Origin of the sequence: Roseobacter sp. HKCCD5988, assembly GCF_037830355.1 — a bacterium.
Lineage (GTDB): Bacteria > Pseudomonadota > Alphaproteobacteria > Rhodobacterales > Rhodobacteraceae > M30B80.
Window position 1 is genome coordinate 391,663 of record NZ_JBBLYJ010000001.1, and the last position, 15,855, is coordinate 407,517.

18 protein-coding genes are annotated in these 15,855 nt (G+C 56.3%); 9 read left to right on the forward strand and 9 right to left on the reverse strand.

The window, feature by feature from the left end; all coding sequences use genetic code 11:
* Position 1 precedes the first annotated feature (1 nt).
* Entirely contained in the window at positions 2–988 is a 987-nt protein-coding gene (locus AAC636_RS01965) for a quinone oxidoreductase family protein (RefSeq protein WP_340300212.1), read from the reverse strand.
* A gap of 137 nt (positions 989–1,125) precedes the next feature.
* On the opposite strand from AAC636_RS01965, the gene lysA reads away from it, so the two are divergent.
* Entirely contained in the window at positions 1,126–2,391 is a 1,266-nt protein-coding gene (gene lysA, locus AAC636_RS01970; RefSeq protein WP_340300213.1) for a diaminopimelate decarboxylase, read from the forward strand.
* Positions 2,392–2,442: 51 nt separating this feature from the next.
* Positions 2,443–4,875, forward strand: coding sequence for a DUF4175 domain-containing protein (locus tag AAC636_RS01975; protein ID WP_340300214.1), 2,433 nt, complete (start codon positions 2,443–2,445; stop codon positions 4,873–4,875).
* Here AAC636_RS01975 and AAC636_RS01980 read toward each other — a convergent pair.
* On the reverse strand, positions 4,869–5,594 hold the full coding sequence (locus tag AAC636_RS01980; protein ID WP_340300215.1) for a zinc-ribbon domain-containing protein: 726 nt from the start codon (positions 5,592–5,594) through the stop codon (positions 4,869–4,871). The two genes, AAC636_RS01975 and AAC636_RS01980, sit on opposite strands and share 7 nt — an antisense overlap.
* A 31-nt stretch (positions 5,595–5,625) precedes the next feature.
* On the opposite strand from AAC636_RS01980, the gene AAC636_RS01985 reads away from it, so the two are divergent.
* Positions 5,626–5,991, forward strand: coding sequence for an FtsX-like permease family protein (locus AAC636_RS01985; protein ID WP_340300216.1), 366 nt, complete (start codon positions 5,626–5,628; stop codon positions 5,989–5,991).
* Positions 5,992–6,035: 44 nt separating this feature from the next.
* Complete coding sequence (locus AAC636_RS01990; protein ID WP_340300217.1) at positions 6,036–6,701, forward strand: lysophospholipid acyltransferase family protein; 666 nt, start codon at positions 6,036–6,038, stop codon at positions 6,699–6,701.
* Here the strand turns inward: AAC636_RS01990 and AAC636_RS01995 are convergent.
* On the reverse strand, positions 6,698–7,657 hold the full coding sequence (locus AAC636_RS01995) for an acetyl-CoA carboxylase carboxyltransferase subunit alpha (protein ID WP_340300218.1): 960 nt from the start codon (positions 7,655–7,657) through the stop codon (positions 6,698–6,700). The two genes, AAC636_RS01990 and AAC636_RS01995, sit on opposite strands and share 4 nt — an antisense overlap.
* Positions 7,658–7,759: 102 nt before the next feature.
* Entirely contained in the window at positions 7,760–8,719 is a 960-nt protein-coding gene (locus AAC636_RS02000) for an L-malyl-CoA/beta-methylmalyl-CoA lyase (RefSeq protein WP_340300219.1), read from the reverse strand.
* Positions 8,720–8,932: 213 nt separating this feature from the next.
* On the opposite strand from AAC636_RS02000, the gene AAC636_RS02005 reads away from it, so the two are divergent.
* Positions 8,933–9,829, forward strand: a complete 897-nt coding sequence (locus AAC636_RS02005) for a DMT family transporter (RefSeq protein ID WP_340300220.1) — start codon at positions 8,933–8,935, stop codon at positions 9,827–9,829.
* On the opposite strand, the gene AAC636_RS02010 is transcribed toward AAC636_RS02005, so the two are convergent.
* Positions 9,830–10,999, reverse strand: a complete 1,170-nt coding sequence (locus tag AAC636_RS02010; protein ID WP_340300221.1) for a MalY/PatB family protein — start codon at positions 10,997–10,999, stop codon at positions 9,830–9,832.
* 226 nt (positions 11,000–11,225) lie between these two features.
* Between AAC636_RS02010 and def the strand changes: the two genes are divergently transcribed.
* A complete protein-coding gene (def, locus tag AAC636_RS02015) occupies positions 11,226–11,762 on the forward strand; it encodes a peptide deformylase (protein ID WP_445322531.1) in 537 nt (178 codons plus the stop codon).
* A 2-nt stretch (positions 11,763–11,764) separates the two neighbouring features.
* The gene (fmt, locus tag AAC636_RS02020; protein WP_340300222.1) at positions 11,765–12,682 is read left to right on the forward strand and encodes a methionyl-tRNA formyltransferase; all 918 of its coding nucleotides are present in this window, start codon (positions 11,765–11,767) and stop codon (positions 12,680–12,682) included.
* Here the strand turns inward: fmt and rnhA are convergent, their stop codons facing one another.
* Together rnhA and AAC636_RS02030 are read right to left on the reverse strand one after the other, a co-directional pair.
* On the reverse strand, positions 12,683–13,132 hold the full coding sequence (gene rnhA / locus AAC636_RS02025; RefSeq protein ID WP_340244250.1) for a ribonuclease HI: 450 nt from the start codon (positions 13,130–13,132) through the stop codon (positions 12,683–12,685).
* The gene (locus tag AAC636_RS02030) at positions 13,125–13,589 is read right to left on the reverse strand and encodes a DUF3429 domain-containing protein (protein ID WP_340300223.1); all 465 of its coding nucleotides are present in this window, start codon (positions 13,587–13,589) and stop codon (positions 13,125–13,127) included. Before AAC636_RS02030 ends, rnhA begins: the two co-directional genes overlap by 8 nt.
* Positions 13,590–13,830: 241 nt before the next feature.
* Here AAC636_RS02030 and mscL point away from each other — a divergent pair, with 241 nt between their 5' ends.
* Entirely contained in the window at positions 13,831–14,256 is a 426-nt protein-coding gene (mscL, locus tag AAC636_RS02035; RefSeq protein WP_340253020.1) for a large conductance mechanosensitive channel protein MscL, read from the forward strand.
* Positions 14,257–14,320: 64 nt separating this feature from the next.
* Entirely contained in the window at positions 14,321–14,785 is a 465-nt protein-coding gene (locus AAC636_RS02040) for an Lrp/AsnC family transcriptional regulator (protein WP_340253018.1), read from the forward strand.
* On the opposite strand, the gene AAC636_RS02045 is transcribed toward AAC636_RS02040, so the two are convergent.
* Both AAC636_RS02045 and AAC636_RS02050 read right to left on the reverse strand, forming a co-directional pair.
* Positions 14,782–15,114 (reverse strand): AzlD domain-containing protein, encoded by a 333-nt coding sequence (locus AAC636_RS02045; RefSeq protein ID WP_340253016.1) that lies wholly within the window; start codon positions 15,112–15,114, stop codon positions 14,782–14,784. The two genes, AAC636_RS02040 and AAC636_RS02045, sit on opposite strands and share 4 nt — an antisense overlap.
* Entirely contained in the window at positions 15,111–15,830 is a 720-nt protein-coding gene (locus AAC636_RS02050; RefSeq protein WP_340300224.1) for an AzlC family ABC transporter permease, read from the reverse strand. The genes AAC636_RS02045 and AAC636_RS02050 overlap by 4 nt, the downstream gene beginning before the upstream one ends.
* Positions 15,831–15,855: the final 25 nt, after the last annotated feature.

Sequence of the window (15,855 nt, forward strand, 5' to 3'; positions counted from 1 at the left end):
CTTAATCCAACGTCAGGATGGTTGATCCTGTGGTGGCCCGCGCTTCTAGCGCATCATGGGCTTTGGAAATGTCCTCAAGCGCAAATCGCTGATCAATGCGGATTGTCACATCACCTGCTGTGACTTTTTCGAACAACTCGCGCGCCATGGTTTGGCAGGTGTCGTGATCCGCGATATGGGTGAACAATGTGGGGCGTGTGATTTTGAGCGATCCTTTGCCTGCCAATGTCGCGAGGGATACGGGCGGGACAGGGCCTGAGGCATTGCCGAAGGAAATCATCATCCCCAAGGGTCGCAAGCAGTCAAGCGAGCCTTCAAATGTGGCGGCGCCGATGGAATCCATCACCACATCAACGCCTGTCCCGCCAGTGATCTCGCGGGTGCGCGCGGTGAAGTCTTCGGTGCTGTAGTTGATGCAATGGGTCGCGCCATGTGCAAGCGCCAGCGCACATTTCGCGTCAGACCCTGCAGTTCCGATCAATTCGATCCCTTCGGAGCGTGCCCATTGACAGGCAATCAAACCAACACCGCCTGCCGCCGCGTGGAACAACACCCGATCCCCGCGCTTGATCTCGGTGGTGCGGCGAAACAGGTAATGCGCGGTCAGACCTTTCAGCATCATTGCCGCGCCCTCCTCGAAGGAAATCGCATCTGGCAGAGGGCAGACTTGTGCGGCAGGCATGACGCGGGCCTCGGTATAGGCCCCGGGCGGTTGCGCGGCATAGGCCACGCGGTCGCCTTCTTTGAGATGGGTTACACCTGCGCCAACCGCCTCGACAATCCCTGCGGCTTCCATACCCAAAGCATGGGGCAGCGCCATTGGATACAAGCCAGAGCGTTGATAAACATCAATGAAATTCAGCCCAACGGCTTTGTGGCGGATTTTAACCTCGCCCGTCTGTGGGTCACCCACGGGCCGTTCAACCAACTTCAAGACCTCAGATCCACCATGTGCCTCGATGATGATGGTTTTTGCCAGATCGCTCATATGCGTTCCCCTTTGGAGAAATATCGTTGCACGGAACCTAGGGCGCAGACCCCTACCTGTCCAGAGAGGGTTTGAAACCGCGCGCAAGGGTGATAAGCGCGAGGCGCACCCAAAAGATGCCGTGCGGAGGTCGAGCAATGGATCATTTTCTTTATAAGAACGGCGAGCTTTATGCCGAGGATGTTGCCGTGCGCGAAATCGCCGCTCAGGTTGGCACGCCGTTCTACCTCTATTCTACCGCCACGCTGACCCGCCATTATAGTTTGTTCAAAGACGCGCTTGCGGGCTTGGACAATCTTGTTTGTTTCGCGGTGAAATCCAACTCGAACCAAGCGGTATTGCGCCATTTGGGCAATTTGGGCGCGGGTATGGATGTTGTGTCTGGCGGCGAATATGCCCGCGCACGCGCTGCGGGTGTTGATGGATCGAAAATCGTGTTTTCTGGCGTGGGTAAGACCCGCGCAGAGATGCGCACTGTTCTCGAAGGCGGCATTCGGCAATTCAACGTGGAGTCAGAGCCTGAACTGGCCGTTCTGTCCGAGGTCGCACAGAGCCTTGGCGTGACGGCACCGATTACCATTCGTGTTAATCCCGATGTTGATGCGAAAACGCACGAAAAGATCGCCACAGGTAAATCTGAAAATAAATTTGGTATCCCCATTGCCCGTGCCCGTGAGGTCTACGCCTATGCGGCAAGTCTGCCCGCTATAGATGTGATCGGGGTTGATGTGCATATTGGCAGCCAGCTCACCGACCTTTCCCCATTCGAGTTGGCCTATAACAAAGTAGCCGATTTGACGCGCGCCTTGCGTGCGGATGGGCACAATATCCGCCGTCTAGATTTGGGGGGTGGGTTGGGTATCCCCTATGAGCGGTCAAATTCTGCGCCGCCTTTGCCCGTTGAATACGGGTCTTTGATCAAGCGCTGTGTTGGGGATTTGGGTGTTGAGGTTGAAATCGAACCTGGCCGCCTGATTTCAGGAAATGCAGGGATTTTGGTGTCCGAGGTGATCTATGTGAAGTCGGGCGAGGGGCGCGATTTCTTGATCTTGGATGCGGCAATGAATGATCTGATCCGCCCTGCGATGTATGGCGCGTGGCATGACATCATCCCCGTGATTGAGGCCGAAGCTGCCGCCGAGCAGCGCCCCTATGACGTGGTTGGCCCTGTCTGCGAGACAGGCGACACATTCGCCAAAGCCCGCAATTTGCCGAAACTTGTCGCGGGGGATCTTGTGGCCTTTCGGTCGGCAGGGGCCTATGGCGCGGTTATGTCGAGCGAGTATAACACGCGGCCTCTGATCCCAGAGGTTTTGGTGAAAGATGATCAATTCAGCGTCATCCGCAAACGTCCAGAGTTTGACGAAATCATCAACCGCGATATCGTTCCTGAATGGCTATAATGCCAGAACCCGCCTGATTGGGTTGGAATCAGGCCGCAGATGATGGGGCTGATGAACGAGATCGACAAAACCGCACAGGTAATGCAGCAGATCCGCTGGCCCCTGCGCCTGACATGGGCCGCCTTGATCTGGGAGCGCGGCTTGGGTGCCTTTTGGCCGTTTTTGTCTCTTGTTGCGCTGTCCTATGCGGTTTGGGTTTTCGCGGGGGCGGCTCTTTTGTACCCTGCGATTTGGATTGTTTTGGCGGGCTTACTTGTCACAACGGTGTGGCGCGGGGTTGCCGCATTTCAATGGCCCCGCCGTGATGCAGCCCTTGCGCGGCTTGACCACAGCCACCCTCATCGCCCGATCAGCGCATATTTGGATGAGATTTCGGTTGGTCGTGGTCAAATCCGCACTGCGGCTCTGTGGCAGGCGCATTTGGCGCGGATGCAGCGTGATCTTGCGGGGTTTGAGCCGATTAAACCCGCTCCACACTTAGCCCGCCGTGATCCTTATGCGCTGCGCTTAATTGCGCTGACCGCTTTGGCGATGGCGCTGATTTTTGGCAACCCTGCGCGTGAGGTGCAACCGTCTCAAGGATCACAGATTGGTGTAGGCCCCAGTTGGGAAGCATGGGTTGAGCCGCCGCGTTACACAGGGCTACCCACGCTTTACCTGCAGGATTTGCCACATGCGGATGCAAGCGCGATCGAAGTTGTCACGGGCACGCGTCTGATTTTGCGCATATATGACAGCGCAGATGCGATGGAGGTCACCCATAGCTTTGGCGATCAGGCAGGTGCTTTAGCCGATGATCTGATCATCTCGCAATCAGGGGATGTCGCGATTGGTGACGCAGCATGGCGGTTTATCGTGACCCCTGATGCACCACCAAGCGTCACGATATTAGGGGTGCCGCAGCTTGAGGCCCCTGATCAAACAGCGATTGCCTATCGCGCGGAAGATGATTTTGCGGTTCTAGGCGGGGCGGCCACCCTATCGCTTGATCTAGAAGCTGTGACGCGGCGCTATGGGCTGAACGTTCCGCCTGAACTCCGCGATGATTTGGTTTTTGATTTGCCGATGCCGTTTTCGGGGGATCGGGCGGCTTTTTCGGAAACCTTGATCGAAGATCTCTCAAAATCCGTTTTGGCGAACTTACCGGTGACCCTCACGGTCACAGTCGAAGATGATTTGGGCCAAACGGGTCGCGCGACCTTGCAGGTGGCACGTTTGCCATCCCGAAGGTTTTTTGACCCGCTCGCGGCGAGCCTCATTGAACAGCGCCGTGACCTTTTGTGGTCGGTTGAAAATGCGCCGCGCGTGGAGCAGGTTTTGCGCGCCATCACCTATGCGCCGCAGACCTATTTGGAGGATGAGGCAACCTATTTGCCCCTGCGCAGTGTCATTCGCCGCATAGAGGCGGCCCCTGCGCCCTTGGCTCGTGAAACCCGTGATGAATTGGCGGAAATCCTCTGGCAGGTGGCGGTAGATCTCGAGGAGATTGATTTAGATGATGCGTTAGCGGCCCTTCGCCAAGCGCAAGAACGCTTATCCGAGGCGATGCGGCGCGGGGCCAGTGACGAAGAAATCGCTCAGCTGATGGAAGATTTACAGCGTGCCATGGATGATTACATCCGTGAATTGGCGCAATCTGCCGAACCCAGTGACACCCCCACAGACAGCCCCGATCAGGGACAAGAGGGGATGGAGTTGTCGATGAATGATCTGTCCCAGATGATGGATCAAATTCAGGAGTTGATGGAGCAAGGGCGCATGGCCGAGGCGCAGGCGATGCTAGATGCCTTGTCACAAATGCTTGAAAATATGGAAGTGACCCAAGGGCAGGGGCAGGGTTCCGCGGGCGAACGCGCAATGGAAAATCTGCGCGACACGTTGCGTGAACAGCAGGGTTTGGCGGATGATAGTTTTCGGTCCTTCCAAGATAGTTTTGGTCAGGGCGAGCCTTCTGACCAAGATGGGGAACAATCCCTTGCCGATCGCCAAGAGGTATTGCGCGAAAGCTTGCGTGAGCAGGCAGAAAACTTGCCGGGCCAAGGGCGTGAAGAAGGCCAAGCGGCGCGGGATCGTTTAGACGAGGCGGAACGCGCGATGCGTGATGCGGCGCGCGCTTTGGAAGAGGGCGATATGGCGGGTGCTTTGGATCGTCAGGCGGACGCTATGGATGCATTGCGCGAGGGTATGGATCAGTTGGGGCGCGCCTTTGCCGATGAGGGTGGCGCCCCCCGCGAGGATGATGCGCCACAGATGGGTGAGGCGCAGCAAGGTGGACAGCAGCAAGGATCTGCGCGCCCATTGACCGACCCGCTTGGTCGCGCCACGGGGGGCGAAGGGGCAGGTGTGGCAGGCGGGCCATTGTCCCGCCAAGAGGCCGCGCGGCGTGCAGAGGAATTGCTTGAGGAACTGCGCCGCCGCTCGGGTGAAACCACGCGCCCAGACCAAGAGCGTGATTATCTCAGACGTCTGATTGAGCCTTACTGAGTGAAAGAGGCGATCAAGGCTATAATCTGTGCCTCAAGCGCAGGCAAAGTTTCGCGCAGCCAGTCTAGGATTTGGTCGCGCAGTGCATCGACACCTTTGGCAAATTGGGTTAGATAAGGCGCGGCGGTGGGCACAGCTTCGCCCAACTGGGCGGCATTGCTGTAAACGCCTATTGCAATCATGCCCAGTCCCAAGCTCAGCAATAGACCTGCATTGCGACCCTTGCGGCGTGCTGCGTCAGGTGCCGTTGCTTGGCTTGCGCTTTTCTGTTTCGGCGCGGGGCGTGGCGCAGCCTTTTGCGGTTGAAGCGCAGCGTTGATTTCCTCAATATCTGGCAACAGCGTTGCGCGGTTTTTGGTTTGCTGTTCTGGGGTTCGCGGCTCTGGCGCGGCGGCATTGGTCGGCGCAGGGTCTTGCAGCGCCATTTCATCCTGCCGCTCCAAACCTTCGGCTTCTTCGCGGCGCAGGCGTTCTTCGCGCTCCGCCTCTTCGCGTAAGAGTGCCCGCAAGCTTGGGTCAAGCTCACGGCGTGGGGCCTCTGGCGCGGGGCCTGCAGGTTCAGGGCTTGCAGGTGCTGCGCTCAACGGGTCAACCGCAACCGCACCAGACTGGAACCAATTTGTTGAACAATTGGAACATTGCACATCCCGCCCTTCAGCAGGGATTAGCGCGTCATCAATCTCGTAACGCGCGCCGCAATTTGGACAAGTCAGGCGCATATGGGTGGTATAATCCCTTTGAGTTCAATCTTTGCACGGGGGCCGCGTACCGCCTCTATATGGCGGTATTCTTCCCCATTTAGCAATGCTGCATGGGCAATCCAAGGCCGTGATGCGCGTCTTGCGATTGGTTGGTGCACGTGATGCCTATATCGCGGGGGCCTTCGTGCGAAGATTTGCCTTGCGCAGTTTGATTGGGGGCGGGTGCGGCGCCGCGCTTGGGATAGGCGCGCTGTTGGTTTTTCCAAATCAAGCAAGCGCGCAAAGCTTTATGGTGGGTCTGAGCTTTTCGGGCCTTGAGTGGCTCTTGCCCTTGATTATTCCCGTGATGATCGCTTTTGTGTCTTTCCAAGCGACCAAGGCTGCGGCCTTCCGAACTTTGCGAGGCATGCCATGATCCAGTGGGTAAGATCCCTGATCTTTGTTGGTCAGATGTATCTGATGATCCCGTTCGTCGCGCTGGCCTTCGCCCCATGGGCGATTGTCTCGCGACAAGGCGCTGTGGCAGGCGTGCGGTTTTATGCGCGCTACGTGCGGTGGACGGCGGCGCTGTTGGTTGGTCTGCGCTCAGAAGTGCGGGGGGATGTGCCTCAGGGTGAGGTGATTGTGGCCTCAAAGCATCAAAGTTTTTTTGATATTATCATCCTGACCTCGGTGCTTCCGCGCCCGCGATTCATTATGAAGAAATCCCTCAAAAACGCGCCTTTTTTGGGCTGGTATGCAGCGCGGCTTGGCTGTGTTGCGGTTGACCGCGGCAAGCGGGGGCAGGCCATTCAAGCTATGGTCGATGGTGTGCTGGCGGGCATGGGCGATGAGGGGCAGTTGATCATATTCCCGCAAGGCACCCGCGTGGCCCCACGTGTCAGTAAGCCCTATAAGGTTGGGGTGGGCGTATTGGTTGAACGCACAAAAATGCCATGTGTGCCTGCGGCCACCAATGTCGGCCTGTTCTGGCCTCGCATCGGCATTGCACGCAAATCCGGTCTTGCGGTGGTTGAGTTTTTGCCACCGATCCCCGCAGGGCAAGATGTGCAGCAGGTGATGGCGCATCTCGAACGCGAGATTGAGGCCGCCTCAGATGCACTGATGGACGAAACGGGGCTTTAAGCTGCCAAGCCCTTCGAGCCCAAATCAAGATATTTCTTGCGCCGTGCAGAAATCAGCTTTTTGCGATCCATGCCCTTTGTTGAGGCAAGCATTGCCTCGATGGCCTGACCAACTGCCGCGATGGTTGCCGCTTTGTCGCGCTGCGCGCCGCCCATTGGTTCGGGGATGATGCGGTCGCAGACGCCCAATTTTTGCAAGTCCTGTGCAGTTAGGCGCAAGGCCTCTGCGGCTTCGCGCATCCGTTCGGCGTCTTTCCAGAGGATTGAGGCGCAGCCCTCGGGGCTGATGACCGAGTAAATCGAATGTTCCAACATGGCGAGGTGATCTGCGGTGGCAAAGGCCACGGCACCGCCTGATCCGCCTTCGCCAATAATCACGCTGATCAAAGGCACACCAATTTCGAGGCATTTCTGCGTTGACCGCGCAATGGCCTCAGATTGGCCGCGTTCCTCAGCCCCTTTTCCAGGATAGGCGCCAGGGGTGTCGACCAAAGTAACAACCGGCAGGCCAAATCGATCAGCCATATCCATTAAACGCACGGCTTTGCGATAGCCTTCGGGCCGCGCCATGCCGAAGTTATGTTCAATGCGTGATTTGGTGTCATTGCCCTTTTCGTGACCAATCACCACAACGGGGCGATCATTGAATCGTGCAATCCCCCCCATCACGGCGTGGTCATCGGCAAAGTTCCGATCCCCGGCAAGCGGGGTATATTCGGTGAACAGCGCGTTGATGTAATCGCGGCAATGTGGCCTGTCGGGGTGACGCGCAACTTGGCATTTGCGCCAAGGGGTGAGGTTTTTATAGAGATCCTTCAAGATATCTTGCGCCTTTTTATCCAGCGCTTTTGCCTCTGCCTCGACATCCATTTCAGAATTGCCACGCGCCATTGCGCGCAACTCTTCTGCCTTGCCTTCAATCTCGGCCAAGGGTTTTTCGAAATCGAGATAGTTCATCACACCTCCGCAGGGCATGGCCGCGTCTGCGGCATGGGTCGTTACTGGCTTATGCCTATATGGCTAAGCCTGACCAAAGATGCAACGAACAAGCGCGCTTGATTAGCCTTGAGCAATCATCTGTGCTTGTTTGACAATCACCTCAGCCTGTTTGATCGAAGCGATATCGACCAAGCGGCCCTTATAGACAGTCGCCCCTGCGCCGCTGCGCTTAGCGTCTTCCATAGCGGCCAGAATTTCTTGCGCTTCGGCCACCGCTGCCTCTGACGGGGTGAACACCTCATTGGCGAGTGCGATTTGCTTGGGATGGATGGCCCATTTTCCAACCATACCCAAAGTGGCCGAGCGGCGGGCCTGCGCGCGATAGCCTTCATCATCCGAGAAATCGCCAAATGGCCCATCTACGGGCAAGACGCCATGGGTGCGGCAGGCGGCAACAATCGCGGTCTGTGCCCAATGCCATGGATCAGAATAATGCCGCGCCCCATCGTGCAGCATATAGTAATTTTCCTGCGTGCCGCCGATGCCCGTGGTCTGCATGCCCATTGAGGCCGCGAAATCCGCAGCCCCTAGGCTCATGGCGACAAGGCGGGGCGATGCGGCGGTGATTTCTTCAACATGGGCAATGCCTGCCGCAGATTCGATAATGACCTCGAAATTTATCCGCTTTTGGCGGCCTTTGGCGGCTTCAATCGCTGAAACAAGCGCATCGACCGTGTAAATATCAGCGGCATTTCCCACCTTTGGGATCATGATCTGATCCAGACGGTCGGACGCGTTTTCCAGCAGATCAACCACATCCCGATACCAATAGGGCGTATCAAGCCCGTTGATCCGCACGCTGAGGATCTTTTTGCCCCAATCAACTGCACCGATGGCCTCGATCACATTCGCGCGGGCCGCTTCTTTGTCACTGGGGGCAACGGAGTCTTCGAGATCTAAGTTGATGACATCCGCTGCCGAGGCCGCCATTTTCTCAAAAAGTTTCACATTCGAGCCAGGCCCGAAAAGCTGACAACGGTTTGGGCGGGCCACAGGTTGGGGCTGGAGGCGGAAGCTCATCAGATGTTCCTTCGGCGGATGATGCGCTAGGATCGCGCAAGGAAGTTTCGTTTTTTGTTGATCTTTGGGTATGATATTACGCGGAGTTCCGCAAGTGCTGCACTGCGGCAAAATAGAAATTTCTGGAAATTAGACCCCGTTTACCCCCGTGCCGTTGCCGCTGAACGCGATCAGGCCTATAGCGGCGAAGTAAAGATTTTGCGGAGCCACCTAATGAAACAGCATCCTGCGTATGGCTTATTTCTTGCACTAACGGGCGCGTTGATCATCGCGCCTGATACGTTGCTGATGCGCTTGTCTGGTATGGGCGGGTTCGAGATGTTGGGCTGGCGCGGCACGGCGATGGGTTTGGTGCTGATTGCGGCTTGGCTGATAGCCGCGCGTGGGCGGCATCTTGTTGAAGTGTCAGCCCTTGCCACGGGCGCAGGTGCTTTGTTGGTTTTGTGTCAGGCGCTGAATGGGACGCTTTTCAGCGTGGCCATCGCGGTGGCCCCCGTCACTGTGGTGTTGATGGGCGTTGCAACCGTTCCGATTTTCTCGGCGGTGTTGTCTCATTTGATATTGGGCGAGCCTACGACCCGCGCCACATGGTTGACGATTGGGGCGGTTCTTTTCGGGATTGCTCTGGCGATATTCGGCAAATCCGATGCGGGCCTGCCCTTCGATTTAGCCACGCTTTGGGGCGGCTTGATGGGCCTGTCTATGGGTGGGTTTCTGGCCATGACCTTTGTTCTGATCCGCAAGCACCATCAATTGCCGATTTTACTCGGTATGGGCCTTGGGGCTCTTGTGTCGGGCATGGTGGGGTGGGCCTTCGGCGTGCCAAGCGGGGCAAGCAGCTTTGATGTGTTTTTGATTTTGGTGACAGGCGCGGTGATTTTGCCTGCCAGTTTTTTCCTGCTTACGCTGGCAAACCGATATACGGCATCGGCCAATGTCAGCCTTTTGATGCTGTTAGAAACAGTGCTTGGCCCTATCCTTGTCTGGGTTGGCGTGGGCGAGGCGCCGACCCCTTTGATGATGGTGGGCGGTGCGATTGTGGTGGCCTCACTGGCAACATATTTGCTGCACATGCGCTTTGCGCGGGGGCGTGCAGCCCGCGCTGCGTGACTATTGCAAATCAGCAAAAGCCTTTTGCATCCGCACAACCGCCTCTTCAATCTGCGCATGGGGCATGCCGAGATTAAATCGCAGGAATGGCGTGCCACCCAAGCCGAAGCTTGACCCGTAATTGGTGGCGATCCGCGCGTCCCCTTCCACACGGGCTATGGATTCTTCATGGCTCATGCCAGTTCCCGAAAAGTCGACCCATGACAAATAGGTCGCCTCTAATTTCATGGGCTTTAGGCCTGGAATTTTGGTGATGCCTGCATCAAATGTTTCTGCGTTTTTCGCAAGATAGGCGCAAAGCGCATCGACCCATTCTGCACCTTCGGGGCTATAGGCCGCCTCGGCCATTGCAAGGCCAAAGGAATTGGCCGAAATCCCCAATGCGCCCATGCGCGCGGCAAAGCGTTTGCGCAGCTCAGCATCAGGGATGATCACATTGCCCGAATGGCCACCCGCAATGTTAAAGGTTTTGGTGGTCGCGGTCATCATCACCAAACGATCCATGATCCCGTCAATTTTCGCCATTGGCGTATGGGTATGGCCGGGCATGATCAGGTCATGGTGGATTTCATCTGAAACCAAGATTAGATCATGTCTACGCGCGAAATCGGCAATTGCCTGCAATTCTTCAACAGTCCAAACCCTGCCGCCTGGATTATGGGGGGAGCAGAGGATCAACATTTTCTCGCGCCCTGTCATCGCCGCATCCCATGCGGGGATGTCGAGGTGATATTTGCCTTCAATCAGTGCAAGGGGGCATTCGACCACCTGACGATTGGCAGCGCGGATCACGCGGGCAAAGGCATGATAGACGGGCGTCATTAGAACCACGCCATCTCCCTCTTGCGTATAGGTATCCACGCAAAGGGCCGTTCCGTTGACCAAGCCATGGGTGGTGAAAATCCAGTCGGGCTCAATCTCCCAGCCGTGGCGGTTTGCCATCCACCATCCAATGGCGGCGCGATAGGCGCGTTCATCGCCGTAATAGCCGTAAATGCCATGATCGAGCATGTTTTGCAGCGCGGTTTGCACGGATTGGGGCGGGCGGAAATCCATATCTGCCACCCACATAGACAACCCATCTTCTGGGCCAATCCCATAAATTGACGACATCATATCCCATTTTAATGAATGGGTGCCTTGGCGATTGATGATTTCGTCAAAGTTCATCGGTGTTTTCCATTCTTTGGCGGCATGTGCGTCGCGTTCTTCGATATATCATATAAATGGACATATGTTCTAAATCAAATAAATTTATTAGAACAATGTCTTTATAATTTCCGTATAATTAGAATATTTGTTCTGTTTTTACCAGATTTCTCACATCAGCCTATCAGGCGCGCCTGCCCTGTGCAAATCCAAGCCGCGCTGGTTGCGCGGGGCGCAGAATTCGCTTATGCCACAGGCCATGATTTACCCAATATTAATCCATCCTGATCCTCGTCTGAAAAAGATCGCACAAGATGTGCCCGACCTCTCGGATGAGTTGCGCGCTCTTGCAGATGATATGCTCAAGACGATGTATCACGCGCCCGGTATTGGTCTGGCTGCGCCACAAATTGGGATTGATCAGCGCGTGATCGTGATGGATTGCGTCAAAGAGGAAGGGGCAACACCCCGCCCGACCGCGATGTTCAACCCCAAGATCGTGGAATCCTCGGATGAAAAAAACATCCACGAGGAAGGCTGTTTGTCGATCCCAGATGTTTATGCTGATGTCGAGCGTCCGCGCGATGTGACAGTGGAATGGTTGGATCGCGATGGCGTTTTGCAGCGCGAGACATTTACGGGGCTATGGGCCACTTGCGTGCAGCATGAGATTGACCACCTCGATGGAGTTCTCTTTATCGATTATCTCAAGCCCTTGAAGCGGCAACTGATCACCCGAAAAATGCAAAAGCTCAAGCGCGATATCGCGCGCGATAAGGTGTAGCTTTGCGCATTGTTTTCATGGGCTCGCCCGAATTTTCTTGTGCGCCTTTGCGCGGCTTGATTGCGGCGGGGCATGAGATTGCCGCGGTCTATTGTCAGCCACCCCGTCCCGCGGGGCGCGGCAAGAAACCCCGCGTGACCCCTGTTCAGGCTTTGGCCGAAGATCTGCACCTGCCAGTGCGCCATCCTGAAACCTTGCGCAATGCCGAGGCACAGGCCGAATTCATAGCATGGGCTGCCGATATTGCCGTGGTTGTGGCGTATGGTTTGATCTTGCCTCAGGCGGTGCTTGATACGCCGCGCTTGGGCTGTGTGAATATCCATGCTTCGCTTTTGCCGCGTTGGCGTGGCGCGGCCCCTATTCATCGTGCGATTATGGCGGGGGATGATGAGACAGGCATTTCCATTATGCGAATGGAGGCGGGGCTTGATACGGGGCCAGTTTTATTGACCCGCACCCTGTCAATCGGCGCGGAGGATACCACGGCCGCGCTGCATGATCGTCTTTCGCAGCTTGGCGCTGAGGCGATTGTTGCCGCGCTTGCCGAGTTTGACAGTCTCACCCCTGTTCCGCAGCCGCAAGAAGGCGTGACCTATGCCGAAAAGATCGACAAGGCCGAGGCTGCTATAGACTGGTCGAATGATGCCGCAGAGATTGACCGCCAAATTCGCGGCCTTTCACCCTTTCCTGGTGCATGGACAACGCATTCGGGGCGGCGGTTAAAATTCCTTGCCTGCCGAAGGGCGCAGGCGCGGCCCGATGGGGCTGCCGCAGGGTCGGTCATTGATGGCCTGACAATCGCGTGCGGCACGGGCGCGATCGAGATCACCGAACTGCAACCCGAGGGCAAGCCGCGCATGGCCGCTGCCGATTTCTTGCGTGGCACAGATTTGCCCCCAGGGACAATTTTGGGCTTATGATTATTTGAAAGGGGCCATGCCCGCACGGGCCAAGGCATCGGCGCGTTCGTTTTCGGGATGGCCTGCGTGGCCCTTGACCCATGTCCACGTTACCTGATGGCGCGCTGCCGCCTCATCTAAACGCCGCCAAAGGTCTTCGTTTTTGACAGGCTTTTTTGTGGCGGTGCGCCAATTATTGCGTTTCCAACTGCGCAGCCATTCGGTGATGCCGCCTTTGACATAGGCGCTATCTGTCACCACGGTAATCGTGCTTGGACGCTCCAACGCCTCAAGCGCGTTGATCGCGGCCAAAAGCTCCATTCGATTATTGGTGGTGTCTGCTTCACCACCTTTGAGCTCGCGTTCTTTGACAACGGCATCGCCAGTCTTGGCTTGCAGCAGCGCACCCCATCCACCAGGGCCAGGGTTGCCTGAACAGGCCCCATCCGTATAGGCGAACAGCTCAGGCATAGAGGACGCCCAGTGTTAGGCACAAAATGACAAGGCTGCTCAAAAGCCCGCGCAACCGCAGCCACCAGTTCGGTGCAAGGCCCGCACGCATCGCCCATGCATCAAGGGGCAAAAGCGCCAAGAAGCCCATGATCAGGATTGGCAAAGCCTGATGGGTTGGGCCAAATCCAAGGAAAAACGCGACCAATGCGGGGATCGTGGATGCCGCAAGGCCATATCCCATCATCTGCGGTGATGGCGCATGCACAGCAAAGCCCCATATGACCCCCGCCATAAAACATAGGATCACGATCCCATAATTGCGCAGCAGCATATCGGGTGCGAAATTCGGTAGAAGCCAGTCGCCAAGGGGAGCGGCGGAGGGGATCACCAAGCACAGCACGGCATAGGCAAAGGGCAAAACCCCCGCTAAGCCTAAATATAATGCCGCCTTTGGTATGTGATCGCTGCTGCTCATATCTCAGCTTGTCCCGCATCTTTGCGCAGCGCGCAAGCGCATTTGGGCCATCCATGGCTGAGCATTCGATTGCCAGTGGCGGGCATCGCGCAGCTTTTGGAATTCTTTGAAACTTTGCACAAACCCCATTGTTCCATTGGTACCGCTGTCTCTAATCTGACCCTATCTGCCGCAAACCTATGCGGCGGCAGGATGGGTTCAAAAACGGAGAGGGCGCTCTGCGCCCAAGAAGGGGAAAGATATGTTTGCAGAATTCAAAAGCTTCATTGCCCGTGGCAATGTTATGGATATGGCTGTGGGGATTATCATCGGGGCTGCCTTCACTGCGATTGTAACGTCACTCGTGGGCGACTTGATCAATCCATTGATCGCTATATTTACGGGCGGGATTGATTTCTCGGGTTGGTTCTACGCCTTAGACGGAAATGACTATACCTCGCTTGCCGTGGCGCTCGAAGCAGGCGCGCCTGTTTTTGCGATTGGGAAATTTGTGATGGCGGTCATCAATTTCTTGATCGTAGCTTTTGTGGTTTTCATGCTGGTGCGTTTGGTCAACCGCATCAAATCGATGACAGAAGCAGAGAAGGAAGAAGCCGCTTTAGCCCCTGCAGGCCCAAGCGAATTGGACATTCTGATTGAAATCCGTGATGCTCTGGCCAAGAAGTAAGCACGAATAAAACATGCGTCCCCGTCACCATGGCGGGGCGCAAGCCGTTTTAGCGAGAGATGATATGGGTTTTGAGTTGGACATCACGGATCGCAAAATCTTGGAAGTTTTGCAAAAGAACGGCCGCATCACCAATGCGGAGCTATCCGAACAGGTGAATTTGTCCGCCTCGTCCTGTCATCGGCGGATCACGCGCTTGGAGCAGGAGGGGATCATCCGAGATTATGTCGCCTTGGTGGATCACCGCGCGATTGGTCGGATGACAACCGTCTTTGTGGAAATCAGCCTGTCAGGACAGGCAGACGAGGTTTTGCAGGCCTTCGAGCAGGCCGTGAAGCGGGTGCCAGATGTGTTGGAATGCCATCTTATGGCAGGCAGCGCGGATTATCTTCTAAAGGTGGTGGCACGCGGCAGCGAAGATTTCGCGCGCGTGCATCGCGAATATCTGGCCCGTTTGCCAGGGGTATCGAAGATGCAATCGAGCTTTGCTCTGAAAAACGTATTTTCAACCACTGCCTTGCCGATTTAGCCGAGGAAATAACCCACGCCGTATAACGTGGTCATGCCTGCAAAGACAGCCGCGATGGCGTTTTTGCGCCAGAGCCCCACGCTCAAGGCCACCATTGCCGCGCTCAATCGCGGGGCATCTAGCGCGCCACCTGTGGCTTGCGGCCATAGCACCAAGGGCGTGATCAATGCGGGCAGGATCGCCACTGGTGTATAGCGCAAATGGCGCAAGACCCATTCTGGCAGATCGCGGTTACCCAAAATTCCCAAAAAGGACAGCCGCACCAGATAGGTGCCGCAGCCAAGCGCAGCGATGATCAGCCAGACTGTAGTTTCGGAATAGGCGCTCATGTCAGCTTCGCCTTTGCACGGCTCATGCGCCGTTCCACCTCTGCGCCAACGATCATGGCGGTGATCCCTGCGACCATCAACCAAAGGTTATAGGGCATCCAATTTAGTAAGACCGCCATAACCACCGAGGTCATTGCCGCCGCGATATGCGCAAGTGTGCGCAAGGCGGGGGCTACCAATGCAAGAAAGGTGATCGGAACTGCGAAATCGAGTGCAAATTCAGGTGATATGGTTGCCCCTAAGACTGCACCTGCATAGGTCGCGCCATACCACAGGGGGGAAATCGGGGTCGCAAGTCCGAAGAAATAGACCACTTTCCATCTGACCGAGCGTTCAGGCTGTGCCTCATAGGTTTGCATGGCCATTGCATAGGTTTGGTCGACCAACATGTAGGATAACAGCGCACGCTGCCATAAAGGCGCGGCCCCTAAATGCGGGGTGATCGAGGCTGAATACATCGCCATGCGCAGATTAACAGCCAAAGCAGAGGCCAAAACCACCAAGACGGGCGCATTTTCCGTCATCAGCTGCAGCGCGGTGAATTGGGCCGAACCCGCAATGACAAGGAAAGAAAATCCCATGACTTGCGACAGGGGCAGACCCGCTTCTGTGCCAAGAACCCCAAATAACAGACCAAATGGCAGGAGCACCAATAGGAACGGCAATCCACCAATGATCCCAGAGAGATAGGCCGAGTCTGAGGGGGTTTTGCGCATCTTGCACCATTGTCGTTTCTGCTCA